The sequence below is a fragment of the Micromonospora sp. NPDC049089 genome (genome assembly GCF_040648775.1).
In the GTDB taxonomy this organism is placed as follows: Bacteria; Actinomycetota; Actinomycetes; order Mycobacteriales; family Micromonosporaceae; genus Micromonospora.
In genome coordinates this window covers 1-19471 of the sequence record NZ_JBEZEH010000034.1, presented here as the reverse complement: position 1 = coordinate 19471, position 19471 = coordinate 1, and the positions used below count along the sequence as shown (strand labels likewise).

Genomic DNA, 19471 nt, shown 5'->3' with positions numbered 1-19471 from the left:
ACGCCACTGTGCGCTTCGGGTAACTTCGCGCCGCGTACCCTGGCGGCATGTCTGCCGAAGAGCCGCTGTTCCGGGTCGTCCGCGGCGTGCCCACAGCCGAAGAGTTGGCCGCTCTGGTGGGGGCGATCATCGTCCGAACCCGTCCGGCCGCCGCCCCCGTCCCGGCGACCGCGTCCGCCTGGGCGCTCAGCGGTCGACCCGGCGGATCCCGCGGGTGGCGCGCCGCCGGCCTGCCCCGCTGACCCCGAGACCTGCCGTACGGGGGCTGTCAGGGTGGCGTTGAGCCGTTAACCTCACTCAGGGAAACGGTGCCGTTACGGGTAGGGAGGATCCATGATCCCCGAAGAGGACCGGCCAGCACCCTGGCTACACGGTTACGGCGGCATCGAAGCCGACATCAGCCAGCTCAGAGAGTTCGCCGACCGGCTCGCCGCCGAGGTCGAGAGCAACTACGCGCCGCACCTGTCGTACATCGCCGAAGACATGTCGGCGAAGCTGCCCAACCCGTGTGACGCCTTCATCGAGCTGGTCACCTTCCTGCACGCCCACCACGAGACGCAGCAGGCCACCGCCGACATGGTGTACGCCGTCCGAGGCGCCACCGGCCACCTGGCCGCCGCCGCCGATCAGGTCGCCACCCACTACGCCGACAGCGACGCCTTCACCGCCGCCCGAGTGGTCGACGTGCAACGAGCCCTCGCCAACCCTTTGAACATGCTGCCCGGCGGCCCTACGTCAATGCTGACCGACCCGACCGGTCCCGACGCCGAAGGGCCGGTGGTCCTGCCGTGATCGAACGGGGCACCGGCCGCACTTCCGGCCTCACCGACTGGCACCTCATGGACGTCAACAGCATGTGGGCCTGCCTCCAGGACCACGACACCGCCAACCACTGGAAGCAGGTCGCCGGCTGGCGCAAGGTCTGCGACCTGGCGCAAACCCACCTCGGCCGCCTCCAGCAGTACCGACGCGGACTCGCCGAGGCGTGGCCCCCCGAAACCAGCGCCGCCTCCCGCACGTACCTCGCCGAACTCGACGAACTCATCGACAAGGTGCAGCGCACCCACGACGCCGCCGCCGCGAACTACACAGCGCTCTCCGCCGCAACCCAGGCCATCGGCACCACCCGCGCCGCACTCCACAAGATCTACGAGGAGTACGCGACCAAGTTCCAGCAGAAGCAGGCGTACGAGTCGATGGTCGCCGACCCGAAAGCGGTGATGGGCAACCGGGCCACCACGCCACCTGTTGCTGACGGGGAACTGGAACGGCTGAACGTGCAGGCCCGCTCCATGATGTTCAACCTGAGCGGCGAACTCCAACAAGCCCAAGCAACCCTCCAAAAACCCCCCGTGGCGCCTAGGAATGTGCGGCAGCCGGACGACCCTGACGTCTATGGCGGTTATTCGGCACCCCCTATTCCGCCGATAGTTCCAGTGCCCTTACCCACGTCCACCACTGAGCCTCGTGGCGCAAGTGCTGGGCGGGTAGGTTCCGCCGCCCCCACGATCTCGGGGATCGGTCCAGTCCTCGGGGGTGCGCCCGCTGGATACTCCCTGCCGCCCACTGGGACGACGCCACCAACCGTTCAAGCACCGGGAGCAGGAGGCCCACCAGCTTCGGTTGGCCCTGGCATTACGCCAAGGATGCCCCCTGCTTCCATCAGCTCGCCTTCAACGCCTCCCATGCGAACACCCCAACCTGGGGGCCTGTCAAAACCAGTCAGCGGGGGCCTCGAGGGGAAGGCAGCACATCCCGCAACGCCCACCCGCCCGGCCCCTTCCGCCGGAGGATTAATCGGCGGCGTCCCGGGGCCAGCCCTAGGTCATCCGGTCAACAACTCTGGCACCCCTAGAAGGGTCAATCCGGTAGGCGGGGTCATCGGCGGCGGCGGCGCTGGGACTGCGCCCACCGGTTCGGCTGGAAGTCGGCCGGGCGGGGCACGTAGCTCCAATGGAGGTTTGAACGGTTTCCCGATTGGCGGTGCACCCGGTCTACCTGGAACCGGCGGCCGTCCAAGGACTGGGGCAGAGGGCGAAGATAACTCTCGATACTGGGATCCGGATAACCCATGGGAGACCGACCAGGGCGTCCCTCCGGTGGTTCGCCCACCAGACAGGGACAATCCGATCGACCCCGGTCCGGCAATTGGTTTCGGCAGGTGATTGAGTCAACCCTGGAGGGTCTTTCCAGACTAGCCCTGGTCGGAGTCTTGTTCCCTGCAAGCCTTGCCGCCCCACCCCAGGATGCAGACCTAATACGGGGCGATCAATGGCACCTGCCATTCCTGCGAATTGAGCAGGTACATAAGCTTAGTCAAGGGTCCGGCGTGATCGTTGCAGTGCCAGACACAGGAGTCGACCCCCATCCCGACCTGCGCGAGAATTTACTCGTAGGGACCGACGTTATTCCCGGGGGAAATGGTGACGGGCGCCGGGATCGGGACAGTCATGGAACTTCAATGGCTGGCCTGATCGCCGCGCATGGGAAGACAAACAATCAAGGCGCCCTGGGTATTGCACCGAGAGCAAAGGTCCTTCCAATTCTGGATACCCCACCTAACGGCGTGGGCAATCCCGACGCACTAGCTTCCGGCATTGAATTCGCCATCGCCGGCGGTGCCGACGTTATCAGCATTTCAGCGGTCGCCGGTGCCAGCATACGACTTCAGCGAGCGATCAGGGCAGCCCAGGATGCCGACATCGTAGTGGTCGCCGCAGCAGGTAATGCGCCTTCCGACACGGGCGTCCGCTATCCGGCCAGCGAGGAGGGTGTTATTGCGGTTGGGGGTGTCGATCGCGCTGGACAACATGCTGCCATTTCGGTCACCGGGCCGAACATCGATGTGGTCGCTCCTGCCGTTGACATCTATAGCACCAGTTACGGCGGGAAATACTCCAAGGGGACTGGCACATCGAGCGCGACGGCGATCGTTGCGGGCGCGGCTGCGTTGATCAGGTCCAAGTACCCGTACCTGCCGGCCCGAGAGGTGGCGCACCGGCTCACGGCTACCGCCGTCGACAAGGGCCCTCCTGGGCGTGACGACGAGTACGGCTATGGAGTCATCGATCTTGTGGCGGCGCTGACGGCAGACGTACCGCCGCTTGGGTTTGAATCGGTGAGCGCTCCGGCCGGTGCTGGCCCGACCACGACGGCTGGCGCCCAGCCGGGCGGGGAGAGCGATAGCGCGACCGCGCGTGGGCTGGTCACTCTCGGGGTGCTCGTGGCTGCCGGGGTCGGGTGGGCCGTGATAGCGCGGCGGCGTCGACGTGGCGATGATCCGCCACCCAGAATCAGTCGCTGAACGATCGGCGAAGCGGTGATCCACTCGGCTTGCAGGAAGTCGCGGTGTCCGGAGGGACGGGATCGCGCGTTTTCCTGCAAGTCGAGTGGATCAAGGGCGCGGGCCACCCGGCGGCGGGGTGTCGGTCTTGGTGGGTGGCTGGGCGGTAACGTCGGGGTGGTGTCTGAGACTTTGCCGCTCCGCCTCGTGCTCGCATCGGCGAGCCCTGCCCGTCGTAAGTTGCTCCAGGCTGCCGGCGTCGAGCCGGAGGTGCTGGTCAGTGGGGTGGACGAGTCCCTGGTGGTGACCGAACGGGCCGAGGAGTTGTGCCTGGAGTTGGCTCGCCTGAAGGCGCAGGCGGTGTTGACCCGGCTCAATTCGGCCGCGGATCAGCGGACGTTGGTGATCGGTTGTGACTCGGTGCTCGCCTTCGACGGGGAGATCCTCGGCAAGCCGGCGGATGCCGCGGACGCTACCCGGCGGTGGCTGCGGATGCGGGGACGCAGCGGCGTTCTCCACAGCGGGCACTGCCTGGTCGACGTTACTGCGGGCCGGCGCGCGGAGGCGGTCGCGTCGACGACGGTCCACTTCGCTGACATCAGTGACGACGAGATCGCCGCGTACGTGGCCACCGGTGAGCCGCTGGCGGTGGCCGGCGCGTTCACGATCGACGGGCTGGGTGGGCCGTTCGTGGAACGGATCGAGGGTGACCCGGGGACGGTGGTCGGGCTGTCGATGCCGCTGCTGCGCCGGCTCCTCGCCGAGCTGGATCTGCGGATCACCGACCTGTGGACGACTGTCGCGCCGGGCGGCCAAATGGTCGAGCCGCTCGGTAACGTCCGGTCATGACCATCAAGTCGATCCCGCTCACCAACGAGCTGCACGCCTATCTGGTCGCACACGGCTCCCCGCCGGACGAGATCATCCGTGACCTGGCCGAGGAGACCCGGTCGGTGCTGCCCGAGCACGCCACCATGCAGGTGGCTCCGGAGCAGGCCGCGTTCCTGACGTTCCTCACCCGGCTGCTCGGCGTGCGGCAGGCCGTCGAGGTCGGCACGTTCACCGGGCTCTCGTCTCTGGCGATCGCCCGCGGGTTGCCCGAGGGTGGGCAACTGACCTGCTTCGACATCTCCGAGGAGTTCACCGGCATCGCCCGGCGCTACTGGGCTCGGGCCGGCGTGCAGGATCTGATCGACCTGCGCATCGGCCCGGCCGCGGACGGGCTGCGGGAGTTGCCGCACGAGCGGCACCTGGACTTCGCGTTCATCGACGCGGACAAGACCGGCTACCCGATCTACTGGGCCGAGTTGGTGCCCCGGATGCGTCCGGGTGGGGTGATTGCCGTCGACAACGTCCTGCGTGGTGGGCGGGTCATCGCCCCGCGGGACGCCAATGACCGGGCCATCGCCGCGTTCAACGACGAGGTCCTCGCGGACGTACGGGTGGACCCGGTGATGCTGGCGATCGCGGACGGCCTGACCCTCGCCCGGGTCCGCTGACCGACGCCGCACGCAGCGACGGGGGTGTCCCCACCAGAGGGACACCCCCGTCAGTGAAAGCCGCCGTCAGCGGACGCTGCGGGCGAACTGGCGGGCAGCCCAGTAGACGCCCAGCGCGGCGAGGACAGCGGTGATGCTGAGGCCCTGCCAGACCTTGTCGCTGCCCAGGTCACCGGCGAACAGCGCCCGGGTGCCGTCGACCGCCCAGGAGAACGGGTTCCAGTTGGCGATGCCCTGCAACCAGCCGGGCGCGAAGGTCAGCGGCAGCAGGATGCCGGAGAGCAGCAGCACCGGCTGCGCCACGGTGTTCATCAGCGGGGCCAGCGCGTCCTCACTCTTGACCTTGAGGGCGACGCCGTAGGAGACGGCCGAGGTCATGAGGGCGATCAGGGCGAGCATCAGGTACGCCAGCAGCAGGTCCCCGAGGAACACCCGAAGGTCGAAGATGAGCGCCAGGAGCGTGATGATGACGGCCTGCACCAGGAGCGAGACCACGTCGCGCAGCGAGCGACCGAGCAGCAGGGCGAGCCGGCTGATCGGGGTGACCCGGGAGCGTTCGATGACGCCGGCTCGCAGCTCGGCGATCAGGCCGAAGCCCTGGAACAGTCCGCCGAAGATGGCCAGGAGCACCAGCAGACCCGGTACGAAGATCTTGTAGGCGGCCGCCTGGGTGGGCGCGTTCAGTGCGGGCTTGAGCAGCGGGGCGAAGAGCAGCAGGTACATGACCGGCTGGAACACACCGACGAAGACCCAGACCGGGTTGCGGAGCAGGAGTTGGATCTGGCGCTGGAAGATCAGCCACGTGTCACGGGCGAATTTCATGAGAGTCGTCTCCGGTGGTCAGGACTCGCGCAGCGAGCGGCCGGTCTTGGTGAGGAAGACGTCGTCCAGGCTGGGTCGGTGCAGCTCGATCGAGCGCAGCTCCAGTCCGGCGTGGTCGAGTCGGCGCAGCACCTGCGGGATGGCGGTGGCGCCCTCGTCGACGTAGAGGCGCAGGCCGCCCTCGTCGACCGTCTCCAGCTTGTTGACGTACGGCTCGCCGTCGAGCGTCTGGGCGGCCTGCGGAGTGGCGGCCAGGTCGAGACCGACCAGCACCACGTCGCCGGAGATCTCCCGCTTCAGCTCGGCGGGGGTGCCCTCGGCCACCACCTCGCCGTTGTCCATGATCGCGATCCGGTCGCAGAGCGCGTCGGCCTCGTCCAGGTAGTGAGTGGTGATGAAGACGGTCATGCCGTCGGCGCGGAGCCGGCGGATCTCGTCCCACATGTGTGCGCGGCTCTGCGGATCGAGGCCGGTGGTCGGCTCATCCAGGAAGACGATCTTCGGCTCGTGGATGATGCCGAGGGCGATCTCCACCCGGCGACGCTGGCCGCCGGAGTAGGTCTTGCACTTGCGGTCGGCGTACTCGGTGAGCTGGAAGGCGTCCAGGGCGCGGGCGGCACGCCGCTGCGCGTCGGCCTTGCTGATGCCGTACATCCGGGCGTGCAGCACCAGCTCTTCGCGGGCGGTGGACTCGTCCCAGGTGCTGCCGCCCTGCGGGACGTACCCGATGCGGCGGCGCACCTCGGCCGGGTCCTTGCGCAGGTCGGCGCCCGCGATGGTGGCCTCGCCGCCGTCCGGCTCGATCAGCGTGGCGAGCATCCGCAGCGTGGTGGTCTTGCCGGCGCCGTTCGGGCCGAGGAAGCCGAAGATCTCACCCTTGGCAACGTCAAGGTCGACGCCCCGCACGGCGTCCACCGTCTTCGTCTCTCGACCCGCGCGGGAGCGGAACGACTTCCGCAGCCCCCTGGTCTCGATCATCTCTGCTCCTGGTCGTTCGGGCCGGTCGGGCCGGCCGTCGAGTGGGTCGACGCCGGGCGGCGCAATCCCCCGCTGTGCCGTCAGTAGGCTAACGCGATATAACTTTTTTAGTCAACGTTGATTATTCCGCGTCGGAGTCGGGCGACTCCAGGCCGCCCCTCCACCCCGTCCAACCCTGCGCTTCGTCCAGCTCAGCAGGCAGGTACGACACTCCGGAATCGATCCGCTCCGCGATCCGCTCGCACCAGGTCATCTCCGCCTCCGCGCGCGCCGACCACAGCTCGAACATCCAGGCCACGTGCACCGGCTTGCGGTTGCGCACCCAGTCCGACTCGAGCGAGGCGCGCATGGACTCGACGCCGGCGCGCAGCAGGTTGGCCCGGTTACGCAGGGCGGCGGCGGCCTCGGCGCGCGGCATGGCCGGCAGGAAGGAGAAGGCGGCCACGAACGGGTCGACGGGCTCGCTGATGGTCCACCAGGAGTTACGCAGCAGCGTCTCGAACTCGTCCTCCCCCTTGACCGTCACCTCGTACGTGGTCCGCGCGGGACGGGCGCCCACCTGCTCGGTCGCGACGGCGCGGAGCAGCCCTTCCTCGGTGAGCTTGCGCAGGGCGTGATAGATCGATCCGGGTTGCACGTTCGCCCACTTGTCGGCGCTCCAGCTCAGCAGCTCACGGCGCACGTCGTAGCCGTGCACTGGCTGCATCCACCGCACCAGACCGAGAATCATCATTCGAGTCGAAGACACCCGATAAGCGTAATAGCCAAGTTTGACTAAACCGTGGCGGGTGCAGTGCGCCATCCCACACTGAGCGATCGTTAGGGTCGCCGTGGGCGGCCGATACACTCCCCGTCAGTAACCTGCCCGGGAGGAGCCACCAAGGTGCGCAAGGTACTCATCGCCAACCGCGGCGAGATCGCCGTCCGGGTGATCCGCGCGTGCCGCGACGCCGGCCTGGGCAGCGTTGCCGTGTACGCGGACTCCGACCGCGACGCCCTGCACGCCACCCTCGCGGACGAGGCGTACGCGCTGGGCGGGGACAGCGCGACCGAGACCTACCTGCGCATCGACAAGCTGCTCGACGTCGCCGCTCGGGCCGGCGCCGACGCCGTACACCCGGGTTATGGCTTCCTCAGTGAGAACGCCGACTTCGCCCAGGCCGTCACGGACGCCGGGCTGACCTGGATCGGCCCCACCCCGCAGGCGATCCGTGACCTGGGCGACAAGGTCACCGCCCGGCACATCGCCCAGCGGGCCGGCGCACCGCTGGTCCCCGGCACCCCGGACCCGGTGGCCAGCCCGGACGAGGTGATGGCCTTCGCCGTCGACCACGGCCTGCCGGTCGCCATCAAGGCCGCCTTCGGTGGTGGCGGGCGCGGCCTCAAGGTTGCCCGCACGATGGAGGAGATCCCGCAGCTGTTCGAGTCGGCCACCCGGGAGGCGGTCGCGGCGTTCGGTCGGGGCGAGTGCTTCGTCGAGCGGTACCTCGACCAGCCCCGGCACGTCGAGGCGCAGGTCCTCGCCGACCAGCACGGCAACGTGATCGTGGTGGGCACTCGGGACTGCTCGTTGCAGCGGCGTCACCAGAAGCTCGTCGAGGAGGCGCCCGCGCCGTTCCTCACCGACGCCCAGCGCGCGCAGATCCACGAGAGCGCCAAGGCGATCTGCCGCGAAGCCGGCTACCACGGCGCCGGCACAGTGGAATACCTGGTCGGCGTGGACGGCACCATCTCCTTCCTGGAGGTCAACACCCGACTCCAGGTCGAGCACCCGGTCACCGAGGAGACCGCCGGCATCGACCTGGTCCGCGAACAGTTCCGGATCGCCGACGGCGAGAAGCTGCGGATCACGGAGGACCCGACGCCGCGCGGGCACGCGATCGAGTTCCGGATCAACGGCGAGGACCCAGGCCGCAACTTCCTGCCCGCCCCCGGCACTGTCACCGCGCTGCGTCTGCCCAGCGGGCCGGGTGTGCGGGTCGACACCGGCATCTCGGCCGGCGACGTGATCGGCGGCAACTTCGACTCACTGCTCGCCAAGGTGATCATCGTCGGTGAGACGCGGACCGAGGCGTTGGAGCGCGCCCGCCGCGCGCTGGACGAGATGGTCCTCGACGGAATGGCCACCGCGCTGCCGTTCCACCGGCTCGTCGTGCGGGACGAGGCGTTCACCGCCGAGCCCTTCACAGTGCACACCCGGTGGATCGAGACCGAGTTCCACAACACGGTGCCGCCGTTCAGCGCCGCCGCCGGCACCGCCGAGGCGCCGGCCGAGCGCGACACCGTCGTAGTCGAGGTGGGCGGCAAGCGCATCGAGGTCAGCCTCCCCGCCGGCTTCGGCGGGAGTACGACCACCGCGGCACCCGCCGCCCGCAAGCCGACCCGGCGCGGTGGCGGCGCCAAGGCCGGTGCCCCGGTCGGCGGCGACTCGCTCACCTCGCCGATGCAGGGCACCATCGTCAAGATCGCGGTGGCGGACGGCGACACGGTGGCCGAGGGTGACCTGGTCGTGGTGCTGGAGGCGATGAAGATGGAGCAGCCGCTGCACGCGCACAAGGCGGGTACGGTCAGCGGCCTCAGCGCCGAGGTCGGCGCCGTGATCACCGCCGGTGCTCCCATCTGCACCATCGCCTGAGCCGTCCGGCGGACGATCAGCGCAGGGTTTCGGCGGCGACCTCGCGGACGGCGACGGTCAGGGCGTTCAGCACGTCCGACTCCAGCCGCCAGTGCTGCCAGTACAGCGGAACGTCGAGGTGTCGGCCCGGCGCGAGGTCGACACAGCGACCTGCGGTCAGGTCGGCCTGGGCGATCTGTTCCGGCACCAGACCCCAACCCAACCCGAGCCGGATCGCCTCGCTGAACGCCGGCACCGACGGTACGTAGTTCACCGGCGGGTCGAGCGGTCGACCGACCACCGCCCGGATGAACCGATGTTGCACCCGGTCCTTCCGGTCGAAGACCAACAGCGGGGTGCTCGCCAGCGCGGCGGCGGCGAATCCTCCGGGGAAGTGGGACGCCGCGAATTCCGCTGTGGCCAACGCGCGGTAGCGCACGGCCCCGAGTCGCAGCACCCGGCAGCCCTGCACGGCCTCCCGCTGGGCAGTGACCGCCGCCGTCACCGAACCGTCGCGCAGCAGCTCGGCGGTGTGGTCCTGATCGTCCTGCCGCAGGTCGAACGAGAGCCCGGCGCGCTGCGGCAAGCGGGCCAGCGCGGCGGGGAACCAGGTGGCCAGCGAGTCCGCGTTGACCACCACGGCGACCCGGATGCGGCCACCGCCGGCCAGCGGGCCGCGGGCATCTGCGAGGGCCTCCCGTTCGAGCAGCGCGAGCTGGCCGGCCAGGCGTAGCAGCGGGCGGCCGGCGTCGGTCGCCACGCATGGACGGGCACGGCGGACCAGTACCTGGCCGACTGTCTCCTCCAGCGCCTTGATCCGTTGGCTCACCGCTGACGGCGTGACGTGCAGCAGCCGGGCCGCCGCGTCGAAGCTGCCCTCCGCCACCACGGCCGCGAGTGTCCGAAGCTGCGCCGAGTCGAGACCTTCCATCAGCTGAGCTTAAGTTGCGTGAGAATCTTTAGTTGGACTGGTGACTGCCGACCGCCCTAGCGTCGTCTCCGTGCTCACCTCCGCCGTCGCCGGCTTCTCGGTCTCCATCGCCCTCATCGTCGCCATCGGCGCCCAGAACGCCTTCGTCCTGCGTCAGGGTCTGCGACGCGAGCACGTCGTACCCGTGGTGCTGACCTGCGCCGCTTCGGACGCGCTGCTGATCATGGCGGGGGTGGCCGGGGTCGGTTCGCTGGTGACCGGCCGACCGGGCCTGCTGATGGCGATTCGCTGGGGTGGAGCCGCCTTCCTGCTCTGCTACGCGGGGCTCGCCGCCCGCCGCGCCCTGCGTCCCGGCGCCCTGCTGCCCACCGAGCGGCCGCCAGCCACGTTGGGGGCGACCCTGCTCGCCTGCGCCGCCTTCACCTACCTGAACCCGCACGTCTACCTGGACACCGTGCTGCTCCTCGGCAGCGTGGCCCAGCAACACCCGCACCGGTGGGTCTTCGGCGCCGGCGCCGTTCTGGCCAGTGTGGCCTGGTTCACCGCCCTCGGCGTCGGCGCGCAGCGCCTCGCGCCGCTGCTCGCCCGCGCCGTCGCCTGGCGGGTGCTGGACGCGGTCATCGCCGTCGTGATGGCCGGGCTCGCCGTGGCACTCCTGCTGGGCTGACCCGTTCTACCCGGACTCGCCGTGGCCCCTCCTGTGGCGAGCACCGCGCCACCGCGATCAGGACCGACGACGATGCGAGTGTTTTCCGCGACCACCGGCGGTGGAACCGACCGCGAGCGGGAATGATTGCCGGGTGCGGTTCCTTCACGGCGCGGCTCCCGCGCACGACCTGACCTATACCGACGTCTTCATGGCGCCGGCCCGCTCCGACCTGGGCTCCCGACTCGACGTCGACCTCTCCACCGGCGACGGCACCGGCACCACGATTCCGTTGGTGGTGTCGAACATGACCGCGGTCGCCGGACGGCGGATGGCGGAGACGGTCGCCCGCCGGGGTGCCATCACTGTGATCCCGCAGGACATTCCGATCGAAGTGGTGGCCAACGTCGTCGCCTGGGTCAAGCAGCGCCACCTGGTCTACGACACCCCGATCACGCTGGGCCCGACCGAGACCGTGGGCGATGCCATCCACCTGCTGCCCAAGCGCTCGCACGGTGCGGTGATCGTCGTCGACGACGACGGCCGGCCGATGGGTGTGGTCACCGAGGCGGACACCACTGGCGTGGACCGCTTCGCGCAACTGCGTCACGTCATGTCCACCGAGCTGCACACCGTTCCGGCGGACGCGGATCCTCGTACCGGCTTCGATCTGCTCTCGGCGGGCCGCCGCCGACTCGCCCCGGTGGTGGACGCCGAGGGTCGGCTGGTCGGGGTGCTGACCCGACAGGGCGCGTTGCGCGCCACCCTCTACACACCGGCTGTGGACGACCGGGGCCGGCTGCGGATCGCGGCGGCCGTCGGGATCAACGGGGACGTGACCGGCAAGGCGGCGGCGCTGCTGGAGGCGGGGGTGGACACGTTGGTAGTGGACACCGCGCACGGCCATCAGGCACGGATGATCTCCGCACTTCAGGCGGTCCGGAAGCTGGACCCGGGGGTGCCGGTGGCGGCCGGCAACGTGGTCACTGCCGAGGGCGTACGCGACCTGGTGGAAGCGGGGGCGGACATCATCAAGGTCGGCGTCGGCCCGGGGGCGATGTGCACCACCCGGATGATGACCGGCGTGGGTCGACCGCAGTTCTCCGCCGTGCTCGACTGCGCTGCCGCCGCCCGCCAACTGGGCCGGCACGTGTGGGCCGACGGCGGGGTGCGGCACCCCCGGGACGTGGCGCTCGCGCTCGCCGCCGGCGCGTCGAACGTGATGATCGGTTCCTGGTTCGCCGGCACCTACGAGTCCCCCGGCGACCTCTACACCGACGCGGACGGCCGGCGGTACAAGGAGAGCTTCGGAATGGCCTCGGCTCGGGCGGTCAGCGCCCGAACTGCCGACGACAGCCCGTACGACCGGGCCCGCAAGGCGGTGTTCGAGGAGGGCATCTCCTCGGCCCGGATGCACCTGGACCCGACCCGCCCTGGTGTCGAGGACCTGATCGACGAGATCATCGCGGGAGTACGCAGCGCCTTCACCTACGCCGGCGCACGGGATCTGACCCAGTTCCACGAGCGGACGATCGTCGGCGTGCAGAGCGCCGCCGGCTTCACCGAAGGAATGCCCCTCCCCACGAGTTGGTAAGGGCCACCCTTCCACCGCGTCGATCATGGAGTTGTGGTGCCCCGCAAAAGGGCAGCGATGGGTGAATTGCCCACCATAAGTCCATGATCGACGCGTGTTGGCGCGTGTTGGCGCTCAGGTCGGCAGCCGGCCGAGTACGGCGCGGGCTGCCTCGCGGGGGTTGTCGCCCACACGGTCGGGCAGCGCGCCGGCCAGCCAGAGGGTGGCGAAGCCGTGCGCGATCGACCAGGCCGCGAGCGAGTCCCGGTCGGTGTCGGCGGGCGCGCCACCGTTCGACAGCGCCGCCACCCCGGAGCGGAGCGCGGCGCCGGCCCGGCTCCGCGCCGCGATCAGCTCGGCGTCGTCGGCCCGGTAGAGCTCCGGGCGGAACATCACCTCGAAGTACGCCCGGTGCGTGACCGCGAAGTCGACGTACGCGACGCCGGCCTCCAGCAGGTCGTCATCCGCCGCGGTCAACGTCTCGGCCAGCAGGTCGAAGCCCTGTGCGGCGAGCGCGGTGAGCAGGCCCGCCTTGTCGCCGAAGTGGTGTGCGGGCGCGGCGTGCGAGACACCGGCCCGGCGGGCCAGGTCGCGCAGGCTCAGCGCGGCGGGTCCGACCTCCCCGACGACCTCCAGCGCTGCGGCGAGCAGGGCGCGGCGTAGATCGCCGTGGTGGTAGGCGCGGGTTCCGCTCATGCGCCAAGCCTATCTTGCCATTGACAAGATGAGCATCTGACGCGCAATCTTGTCACTGACAAGTTCCCCCGAGGAGGATTCCGATGGCACCCCTGATCGCCTTGATCGCCGGCGCCGCGCTGGCCCGAATCGCCGGCCTGGTCGGCATCTCCGCACTGGACGGATGGCACCCCGCGCTGCGCGTCGGGCTGGCCGTGATGTTCACGCTCACCGCCGTCGCGCACTTCGTCGGCCAGCGTCGCAGCGACCTGATCGCGATGGTCCCGCCCCGGCTGCCCCGACCGGACCTGCTGGTCACCGCCACCGGCGTGCTGGAGCTGGTCGGCGCGGTCGGCCTCCTGGTGCCGGCGACCGCCCGGGTCGCGGCGGCCGGGCTCGGCCTGCTCATGCTGGCCATGTTCCCGGCCAACGTCTCGGCCGCCCGCCGCGAGTTGACCCTCGCCGGCCGCCCGGTCACCCCGCTCGCACAGCGAACCGCCCTGCAGATCCTGTTCGTGGCCACCGCTGCGGCAATTTCGTTTGGCCCCTGACTATCAGGGGGCTAACCTGCTTGTCGTGGAACTCGTGACCCTCCAGGACGTGCCGCTCGGCCGGCTGCTGGTGGTGGCCGGGCACCTGGTCGGGCAGCGGTGGAACCGCTACCTCGCCGAGGAGCACGGCCTCACCCAGGCCGGCATGATCACCCTGATGACGCTCGCCCGGCACGGCGAGTTGCCGCACCGAGCGGTCGCCGAGAAGGGGTTCGTCCGCCCGGCGACCCTGACCGGCATCGTCGACACGCTTGAGCGCGACGGCCTGGTCGAGCGGCAGCGCGACGACAACGACCGACGCAGCATCCGACTCGCCATCACCCCCGCCGGGCGGGAACGGGTGGCAGCGCTCGACGCGCTCATGCACTCCGGACGGCCCCTCACCTCGGTCGACGCCGACCCGGCGAAGGCCCAGGTGATCCGGGAGTTCCTGCTTGAGGTCATCGGCAGCGGAGACGACCCGCGGATGACCGGACGCCCTACCGAAACGAAGGACCCGGCGTGCTGATCCGACTCCTGCGCGGCCAACTGCGCACCTATCAGAGACCGTTGCTGGCGGTCGTGCTGCTCCAGTTCGTGGGCACCATGGCCTCGCTCTACCTGCCCAGCCTCAACGCGGACATCATCGACCAGGGTGTGGCCCGGGGCGACACCGACTACATCGTGCGCACCGGCGGCTGGATGCTGCTGGTCAGCCTGATCCAGATCGTCTGCTCCATCGCGGCTGTCTACCTGGGTGCCCGGGTCGCGATGGGCTTCGGCCGTGACGTACGCGCCGAACTGTTCGGGCACGTCAACCGCTTCTCCGCCCGCGAGGTGGCCCGGTTCGGGGCACCGTCGCTGATCACCCGCAACACCAACGACGTGCAGCAGGTGCAGATGCTCGTGCTGATGAGCTGCACGATGCTCGTCGCCGCACCGATCATGAGCGTCGGCGGCGTGTTCATGGCGTTGCGTGAGGACGTCGGGCTCTCCTGGTTGATGCTGGTCAGCGTCCCGGTGCTGGCCATCGCCCTCGGCGCGATCATCCGTCGGATGGTGCCGGGCTTCCGGCTGATGCAGACCCGCATCGACACTGTCAACCGGGTGCTGCGGGAGCAGATCACGGGCATCCGGGTGGTCCGTGCGTTCGTCCGAGAGCCGTACGAGACGGACCGCTTCGCCGTCGCCAACGCCGACCTGACCGCGACCGCGCTGCGTACCGGCCGGTTGCTGGCGTTGATCTTCCCGGTGGTCATGCTGGTGCTGAACGTCTCCAGCGTGGCCGTGCTCTGGTTCGGCGCGCAGCGGGTGGACGCCGGCGCGATCCAGATCGGCGCGCTCACCGCGTTCCTCCAGTACCTGATGCAGATCCTGATGGCGGTCATGATGGCCACCTTCATGCTGATGATGGTGCCGAGGGCAGCGGTCTGCGCCGAGCGGATCGTCGAGGTGCTGGACACCGACTCCTCGGTGGTCCCGGCCACCGTGCCGGTCACCGAGCTGCCCAGCCGAGCCGAGTTGGAGCTGCGCGGGGTGCGCTTCCAGTACCCGGGCGCGGTCGAGCCGGTGCTGCGCGACATCTCCTTCCGGGCGACCCCGGGCACCACCACGGCGATCATCGGCAGCACCGGCGCCGGCAAGACGACGCTGCTGTCCCTGATCCCCCGCCTGGTCGACGTCACCGACGGCGCTGTGCTGGTCGACGGGGTGGACGTGCGGGAGTTGGCGCCGGACGAGCTGTGGCGACGCATCGGCCTGGTGCCGCAGCGGCCGTACCTGTTCACCGGAACGGTCGCCAGCAACCTGCGCTACGGCAACCCGGACGCCACTGACGAGGAGCTGTGGTCGGCGCTGGAGATCGCCCAGGCCCGGGACTTCGTGGCCCAGATGCCCGGCGGGTTGGACGCCCCGATCGCGCAGGGCGGCACCACCGTCTCCGGTGGGCAGCGGCAGCGCCTGGCCATCGCCCGCGCCCTGGTCCGGCAACCGGAGATCTACCTCTTCGACGACTCGTTCTCCGCGCTCGACCTGGGCACCGACGCGCGGCTGCGAGCGGCCCTGCGGCCGGTCACCGCGCAGGCGGCGGTGGTGATCGTCGCCCAACGGGTCTCCACGATCATCGACGCCGATCAGATCATCGTCCTGGAGAACGGAGGGGTCGTCGGAGTGGGACGACATGCGGAGTTGTTGGACACCTGCCCGACGTACGCCGAGATCGTGGCCTCGCAGCAGACCACGGAGGTGGCGGCATGAGCGAGCGCGACGAGCCGCGCACCGCGGCCGTACCCAGTCAGAAGCCGGCCGGCGACGGACGGACGCCGGATGAGACCGCGCGGCAGCCCGGCGGGGAGACCGCGCCGGGGACCGGCAGTGGCGCGCCGACGCCGAAGCGGCTGCCACCCGGCCGTCAGGGCGGCGGTCCGGGATGGATGAGCGCCGGAATGCCCGCCGAGAAGTCGATGAACTTCGGCCCGTCGGCCCGACGGCTGCTCGGCCGGCTGCGCTCGCACCGACTGCACCTGGCCGCGATCATCACGTTGGCCCTGGTGAGCGTCGGGTTCAGCGTGGCCGGACCGAAGATCCTCGGCCACGCCACCGACCTGATCTTCACTGGGGTGATCGGCCGGCAACTGCCCGCCGGCACCACCGCCGACCAGGCCGTCGCGGCGGCCCGGGCCAGCGGCAACAACAGCTTCGCCGACATGCTGGCCAGGATGGACGTGGTGCCCGGGGTGGGCATCGACTTCCACGCACTGAGTCGGGTGCTGCTGCTGGCGCTCGGGCTCTACCTGGCGGCGAGTCTGCTGTCCTGGTGGCAGGGTTGGCTGCTCAACGGGGTGGTCCAGCGCACGGTGCTGCGGCTGCGCGCCGAGGTGGAAGAGAAGCTCAACCGGCTGCCGCTGCCCTACTTCGACAGGCAGCCGCGCGGTGAGCTGCTCAGCCGGGTCACGAACGACATCGACAACATCTCCACCAGCCTCCAGCAGACCCTCAGCCAGCTGCTCACCTCGCTGCTGACCGTCGTCGGCGTGCTGGCCGTGATGTTCTGGATCTCGCCGGTGCTGGCCCTGGTGGCCCTGGTCGCGGTGCCGTTGTCGGTGCTGGTGACCCAGCGCATCGCCAAGCGCTCGCAGAAGCAGTTCATCGCCCAGTGGACGCACACCGGCGAGTTGAACGGCCAGATCGAGGAGGCGTACACCGGCCACGAGCTGGTGAAGGTCTTCGGCCGGCAGCGTGAGGTCGAGGCCGCGTTCCACGCGAAGAACGAGGAGTTGTTCCGGGCCAGCTTCGGGGCGCAGTTCATCTCCGGAATCATCATGCCGTCGATGATGTTCATCGGAAACCTGAGCTACGTGGCGATCGCCGTGGTCGGTGGGCTGCGGGTCGCCTCCGGCACGATGAGCCTCGGCGACGTGCAGGCGTTCATCCAGTACTCCCGCCAGTTCACCCAGCCGCTCACCCAGCTCGCCTCGATGGCCAACCTGCTCCAGTCCGGGGTGGCGTCGGCCGAACGGGTCTTCGCGGTGCTCGACGCGGACGAGCAGACCCCCGACCCGGTCGCGCCGGCCCGGGTCACCGACCCGCACGGTCGGGTCGAGTTCGAGCACGTCTCGTTCCGCTACGAGCCGGACAAGCCGCTGATCGACGACCTTTCGCTGGTCGCCGAGCCCGGACACACGGTGGCCATCGTCGGCCCGACCGGCGCCGGCAAGACCACCCTGGTCAACCTGGTGATGCGCTTCTACGAGCTGGACGCGGGCCGGATCACGCTCGACGGGGTGGACATCACCACGATGCGCCGCGACGACCTGCGCGGCCGGATCGGCATGGTGCTCCAGGACACCTGGCTGTTCGGCGGCACCATCCGGGACAACATCGCCTACGGGCGACCGGACGCCACCGAGGAGGAGATCCTCGCCGCCGCCCGGGCCACCTTCGTGGACCGGTTCGTGCGCAGCCTGCCCGACGGTTACGACACCGTCATCGACGAGGAGGGCAGCAACGTCAGCGCCGGCGAGAAGCAGCTCATCACCATCGCGCGGGCGTTCCTCGCCGAGCCGTCGCTGCTGATCCTCGACGAGGCCACCAGCTCGGTGGACACCCGTACCGAGGTGCTGCTGCAACGGGCGATGGCCGCGCTGCGCTCGGACCGGACCAGCTTCGTCATCGCGCACCGGCTGTCCACCATCCGCGACGCCGACCTGATCCTGATGATGGAGGACGGCCGGATCGTCGAGCAGGGCACCCACGAGCAGTTGCTCGCCGCCCAGGGCGCGTACCACCGGCTCTACCGCTCCCAGTTCACCGGCGCTGTGGTCGACGAGGAACTGGCCGCCCAACCGGCATCGGTCTGAGGTCGGGCGGCCGTGCGCGCGAGACGATCGGTGGGCGTGTCAGTCCGACGGCAGCAGGTCGGTCGCGCGGGCGTCGACCTGCCCGCCGATCAGGGCGAGAGCCGCGTCGGCGGGCATCGGAGCCAGGGCGCGGCCGCCGCGCAGGCGCAGCGCGAGGTGCCCGTCGGCCACCTCCCGGGCCCCCAGCACTCCGAGGTACGGGACGCGGCGGCGGGCCGCGTCCCGTACCCGGGCGCCCAGCGAGCCGGCGACGTCGACCTCGACCCGCAGGCCGGCGTCGCGAGCCCGTCGGGCCAGGTCGGCCGCCGCGTCGGCCTGGCCGTCGTCGACGGGCAGCAGCACCAACTGGACGGGCGCGTACCAGGCGGGAAAGGCCCCCTCGTGCACCTCGATGAGGTACGCGAACAGCCGCTCCATGCTGCCGACCAGGCTGCGGTGCACCATCACCGGGCGACGCCGGCTGCCGTCCGAGTCGGTGTACGACAGGTCGAACCGTTCCGGCTTGTCGAAGTCCAGTTGGACGGTGGAGATGGTCGACTCCCGGCCGGCGGCGTCGACGATCTGGATGTCGATCTTCGGACCGTAGAAGGCAGCCTCCCCCGGTGCCTCGACGTACTCCATCCCGGCCAGCGCCTCCCGAAGCAACTCCTCGGCGTGGGCCCACTGGGCGTCGTCGCCGACGTACTTCTCGCCCGGCCCGCGCAGCGACAGCCGGAACCCGGCCGGCCGGACACCGAGCGCGGCGTGCGCGGCACGGATCAGTCCGAGGATCTCGACGACCTCCGCGCCGACCTGCTCCGGGGCGCAGAAGGTGTGCGCGTCGTTGAGCGAGATGGCGCGTACCCGGGACAGCCCGCCGAGCACACCGGAGCGCTCCGAGCGGTACATCCCGCCCAGCTCCGCGATCCGCAACGGCAACTCCCGGTAGGAACGGCCCCGGGCCCGGAAGACCAGCGCGTGGTGCGGGCAGAGCGCCGGCCGGAGCACGAACTCGTCGTCGGCGCTCAGCCGCATCGGCGGGAACATGTCGTCGGCGAAGTAGCCGAGATGGCCGGAGAGTTCGAAGAGTTCCCGCTTGCCCAGCGGCGGCGAGTAGACGTGCTGGTGGCCGGAGCGGCGCTCCAACTCCCGGACGTACTCCTCGACGGCATGCCGGGCGGCGGCACCGGCCGGCAGCCAGATCGGCAGGCCGGCGCCGGCCAGCGGGTCGGAGACGAAGAGGTCCAGCTCACGGCCGAGCCTACGGTGGTCGATCATGTCGGGCTCCTGGATCGGGTACGACCCGGAGGCGACCTGAGCTCCGTTCGGCGCGCTGCCCTCGGGGCGGATCGCCCCGGGGCCTGGTCGACTGTGGTTACGTCAGAGCGGCGCGCCGGGGACACCCGGCGTCGTGGTCATCACTACCGCGCTGCGCATGTGGCGACCGTACCCGCGCGACCATCAGGGATGCACCCGGATTTCGCGGCGGAGGGGTGGGGCGCGCGCGGGGGGGACCACCCCCTCGCCGTCCGGCGGGCTCAGCTGGTACACTGCTGTCCTCAGGAGTGGTGCGCCGCCCCCGC

The 19471-nt window shown here is 70.1% G+C and carries 18 protein-coding genes; 12 read left to right on the top strand and 6 right to left on the bottom strand.

What is annotated here, in order from left to right; genetic code table 11:
• Positions 1-47: 47 nt before the first annotated feature.
• The 5 genes from AB0B48_RS08755 (at position 48) to AB0B48_RS08735 (ending at position 4782) form a co-directional block, all read left to right on the top strand.
• Entirely contained in the window at positions 48-242 is a 195-nt protein-coding gene (locus tag AB0B48_RS08755; RefSeq protein ID WP_357197978.1) for an acyl-CoA carboxylase subunit epsilon, read from the top strand.
• A 91-nt stretch (positions 243-333) separates the two neighbouring features.
• On the top strand, positions 334-792 hold the full coding sequence (locus AB0B48_RS08750; protein ID WP_357197975.1) for a hypothetical protein: 459 nt from the start codon (positions 334-336) through the stop codon (positions 790-792).
• A 1420-nt stretch (positions 793-2212) separates the two neighbouring features.
• On the top strand, positions 2213-3304 hold the full coding sequence (locus AB0B48_RS08745; RefSeq protein WP_357198038.1) for a S8 family serine peptidase: 1092 nt from the start codon (positions 2213-2215) through the stop codon (positions 3302-3304).
• A 159-nt stretch (positions 3305-3463) separates the two neighbouring features.
• Entirely contained in the window at positions 3464-4132 is a 669-nt protein-coding gene (locus tag AB0B48_RS08740; protein WP_357197972.1) for a Maf family protein, read from the top strand.
• On the top strand, positions 4129-4782 hold the full coding sequence (locus tag AB0B48_RS08735; RefSeq protein ID WP_357197969.1) for an O-methyltransferase: 654 nt from the start codon (positions 4129-4131) through the stop codon (positions 4780-4782). The genes AB0B48_RS08740 and AB0B48_RS08735 overlap by 4 nt, the downstream gene beginning before the upstream one ends.
• Before the next feature lie 66 nt (positions 4783-4848).
• Here the strand turns inward: AB0B48_RS08735 and AB0B48_RS08730 are convergent, their stop codons facing one another.
• The 3 genes from AB0B48_RS08730 to AB0B48_RS08720 all read right to left on the bottom strand — a co-directional run bounded on the left by AB0B48_RS08730 (position 4849) and on the right by AB0B48_RS08720 (position 7315).
• Positions 4849-5604: an ABC transporter permease gene (locus AB0B48_RS08730; protein WP_357197966.1), complete on the bottom strand. Its 756-nt coding sequence runs from the start codon at positions 5602-5604 to the stop codon at positions 4849-4851.
• Positions 5605-5622: 18 nt separating this feature from the next.
• Positions 5623-6582: an ATP-binding cassette domain-containing protein gene (locus AB0B48_RS08725; RefSeq protein WP_355009464.1), complete on the bottom strand. Its 960-nt coding sequence runs from the start codon at positions 6580-6582 to the stop codon at positions 5623-5625.
• A gap of 121 nt (positions 6583-6703) precedes the next feature.
• Positions 6704-7315 carry a PadR family transcriptional regulator gene (locus AB0B48_RS08720; protein ID WP_357198035.1) on the bottom strand — a complete coding sequence of 204 codons (612 nt, stop codon included), beginning with the start codon at positions 7313-7315 and terminating at the stop codon, positions 6704-6706.
• Positions 7316-7465: 150 nt separating this feature from the next.
• Between AB0B48_RS08720 and AB0B48_RS08715 the strand changes: the two genes are divergently transcribed.
• Positions 7466-9217, top strand: a complete 1752-nt coding sequence (locus AB0B48_RS08715; RefSeq protein WP_357197962.1) for a biotin carboxylase N-terminal domain-containing protein — start codon at positions 7466-7468, stop codon at positions 9215-9217.
• Positions 9218-9233: 16 nt separating this feature from the next.
• Here AB0B48_RS08715 and AB0B48_RS08710 read toward each other — a convergent pair whose 3' ends face one another.
• Complete coding sequence (locus AB0B48_RS08710; protein WP_357197959.1) at positions 9234-10127, bottom strand: LysR family transcriptional regulator ArgP; 894 nt, start codon at positions 10125-10127, stop codon at positions 9234-9236.
• A gap of 70 nt (positions 10128-10197) precedes the next feature.
• On the opposite strand from AB0B48_RS08710, the gene AB0B48_RS08705 reads away from it, so the two are divergent.
• Together AB0B48_RS08705 and AB0B48_RS08700 are read left to right on the top strand one after the other, a co-directional pair.
• On the top strand, positions 10198-10794 hold the full coding sequence (locus AB0B48_RS08705) for a LysE/ArgO family amino acid transporter (RefSeq protein ID WP_357197956.1): 597 nt from the start codon (positions 10198-10200) through the stop codon (positions 10792-10794).
• 133 nt (positions 10795-10927) lie between these two features.
• A complete protein-coding gene (locus AB0B48_RS08700) occupies positions 10928-12367 on the top strand; it encodes a GuaB1 family IMP dehydrogenase-related protein (protein WP_357197952.1) in 1440 nt (479 codons plus the stop codon).
• 114 nt (positions 12368-12481) lie between these two features.
• Here the strand turns inward: AB0B48_RS08700 and AB0B48_RS08695 are convergent, their stop codons facing one another.
• Complete coding sequence (locus tag AB0B48_RS08695) at positions 12482-13042, bottom strand: TetR/AcrR family transcriptional regulator (RefSeq protein WP_357197949.1); 561 nt, start codon at positions 13040-13042, stop codon at positions 12482-12484.
• A gap of 83 nt (positions 13043-13125) precedes the next feature.
• Here AB0B48_RS08695 and AB0B48_RS08690 point away from each other — a divergent pair, with 83 nt between their 5' ends.
• The 4 genes from AB0B48_RS08690 (at position 13126) to AB0B48_RS08675 (ending at position 17909) form a co-directional block, all read left to right on the top strand.
• Positions 13126-13572 (top strand): DoxX family membrane protein, encoded by a 447-nt coding sequence (locus tag AB0B48_RS08690; protein ID WP_355009470.1) that lies wholly within the window; start codon positions 13126-13128, stop codon positions 13570-13572.
• Between the two features lie 25 nt (positions 13573-13597).
• Positions 13598-14080 carry a MarR family transcriptional regulator gene (locus AB0B48_RS08685; protein WP_355009471.1) on the top strand — a complete coding sequence of 161 codons (483 nt, stop codon included), beginning with the start codon at positions 13598-13600 and terminating at the stop codon, positions 14078-14080.
• A complete protein-coding gene (locus tag AB0B48_RS08680; RefSeq protein WP_357197944.1) occupies positions 14074-15807 on the top strand; it encodes an ABC transporter ATP-binding protein in 1734 nt (577 codons plus the stop codon). The genes AB0B48_RS08685 and AB0B48_RS08680 overlap by 7 nt, the downstream gene beginning before the upstream one ends.
• A 176-nt stretch (positions 15808-15983) precedes the next feature.
• Complete coding sequence (locus AB0B48_RS08675; RefSeq protein WP_357198032.1) at positions 15984-17909, top strand: ABC transporter ATP-binding protein; 1926 nt, start codon at positions 15984-15986, stop codon at positions 17907-17909.
• 39 nt (positions 17910-17948) lie between these two features.
• On the opposite strand, the gene thrS is transcribed toward AB0B48_RS08675, so the two are convergent.
• A complete protein-coding gene (gene thrS / locus AB0B48_RS08670) occupies positions 17949-19166 on the bottom strand; it encodes a threonine--tRNA ligase (protein WP_357197941.1) in 1218 nt (405 codons plus the stop codon).
• Positions 19167-19471: the final 305 nt, after the last annotated feature.

Excerpts from the sequence above, each read along its gene's own strand:
- AB0B48_RS08755 (WP_357197978.1), top strand. The coding sequence starts at position 48 with ATGTCTGCCGAAGAGCCGCTGTTCCGGGTCGTCCGCGGCGTGCCCACA.
- AB0B48_RS08750 (WP_357197975.1), top strand. The coding sequence starts at position 334 with ATGATCCCCGAAGAGGACCGGCCAGCACCCTGGCTACACGGTTACGGC.
- AB0B48_RS08735 (WP_357197969.1), top strand. The coding sequence starts at position 4,129 with ATGACCATCAAGTCGATCCCGCTCACCAACGAGCTGCACGCCTATCTG.
- AB0B48_RS08730 (WP_357197966.1), bottom strand. The coding sequence starts at position 5,604 with ATGAAATTCGCCCGTGACACGTGGCTGATCTTCCAGCGCCAGATCCAA.
- AB0B48_RS08725 (WP_355009464.1), bottom strand. The coding sequence starts at position 6,582 with ATGATCGAGACCAGGGGGCTGCGGAAGTCGTTCCGCTCCCGCGCGGGT.
- AB0B48_RS08720 (WP_357198035.1), bottom strand. The coding sequence starts at position 7,315 with ATGATGATTCTCGGTCTGGTGCGGTGGATGCAGCCAGTGCACGGCTAC.
- AB0B48_RS08710 (WP_357197959.1), bottom strand. The coding sequence starts at position 10,127 with ATGGAAGGTCTCGACTCGGCGCAGCTTCGGACACTCGCGGCCGTGGTG.
- AB0B48_RS08695 (WP_357197949.1), bottom strand. The coding sequence starts at position 13,042 with ATGAGCGGAACCCGCGCCTACCACCACGGCGATCTACGCCGCGCCCTG.
- AB0B48_RS08690 (WP_355009470.1), top strand. The coding sequence starts at position 13,126 with ATGGCACCCCTGATCGCCTTGATCGCCGGCGCCGCGCTGGCCCGAATC.
- AB0B48_RS08675 (WP_357198032.1), top strand. The coding sequence starts at position 15,984 with ATGAGCGCCGGAATGCCCGCCGAGAAGTCGATGAACTTCGGCCCGTCG.
- thrS (WP_357197941.1), bottom strand. The coding sequence starts at position 19,166 with ATGATCGACCACCGTAGGCTCGGCCGTGAGCTGGACCTCTTCGTCTCC.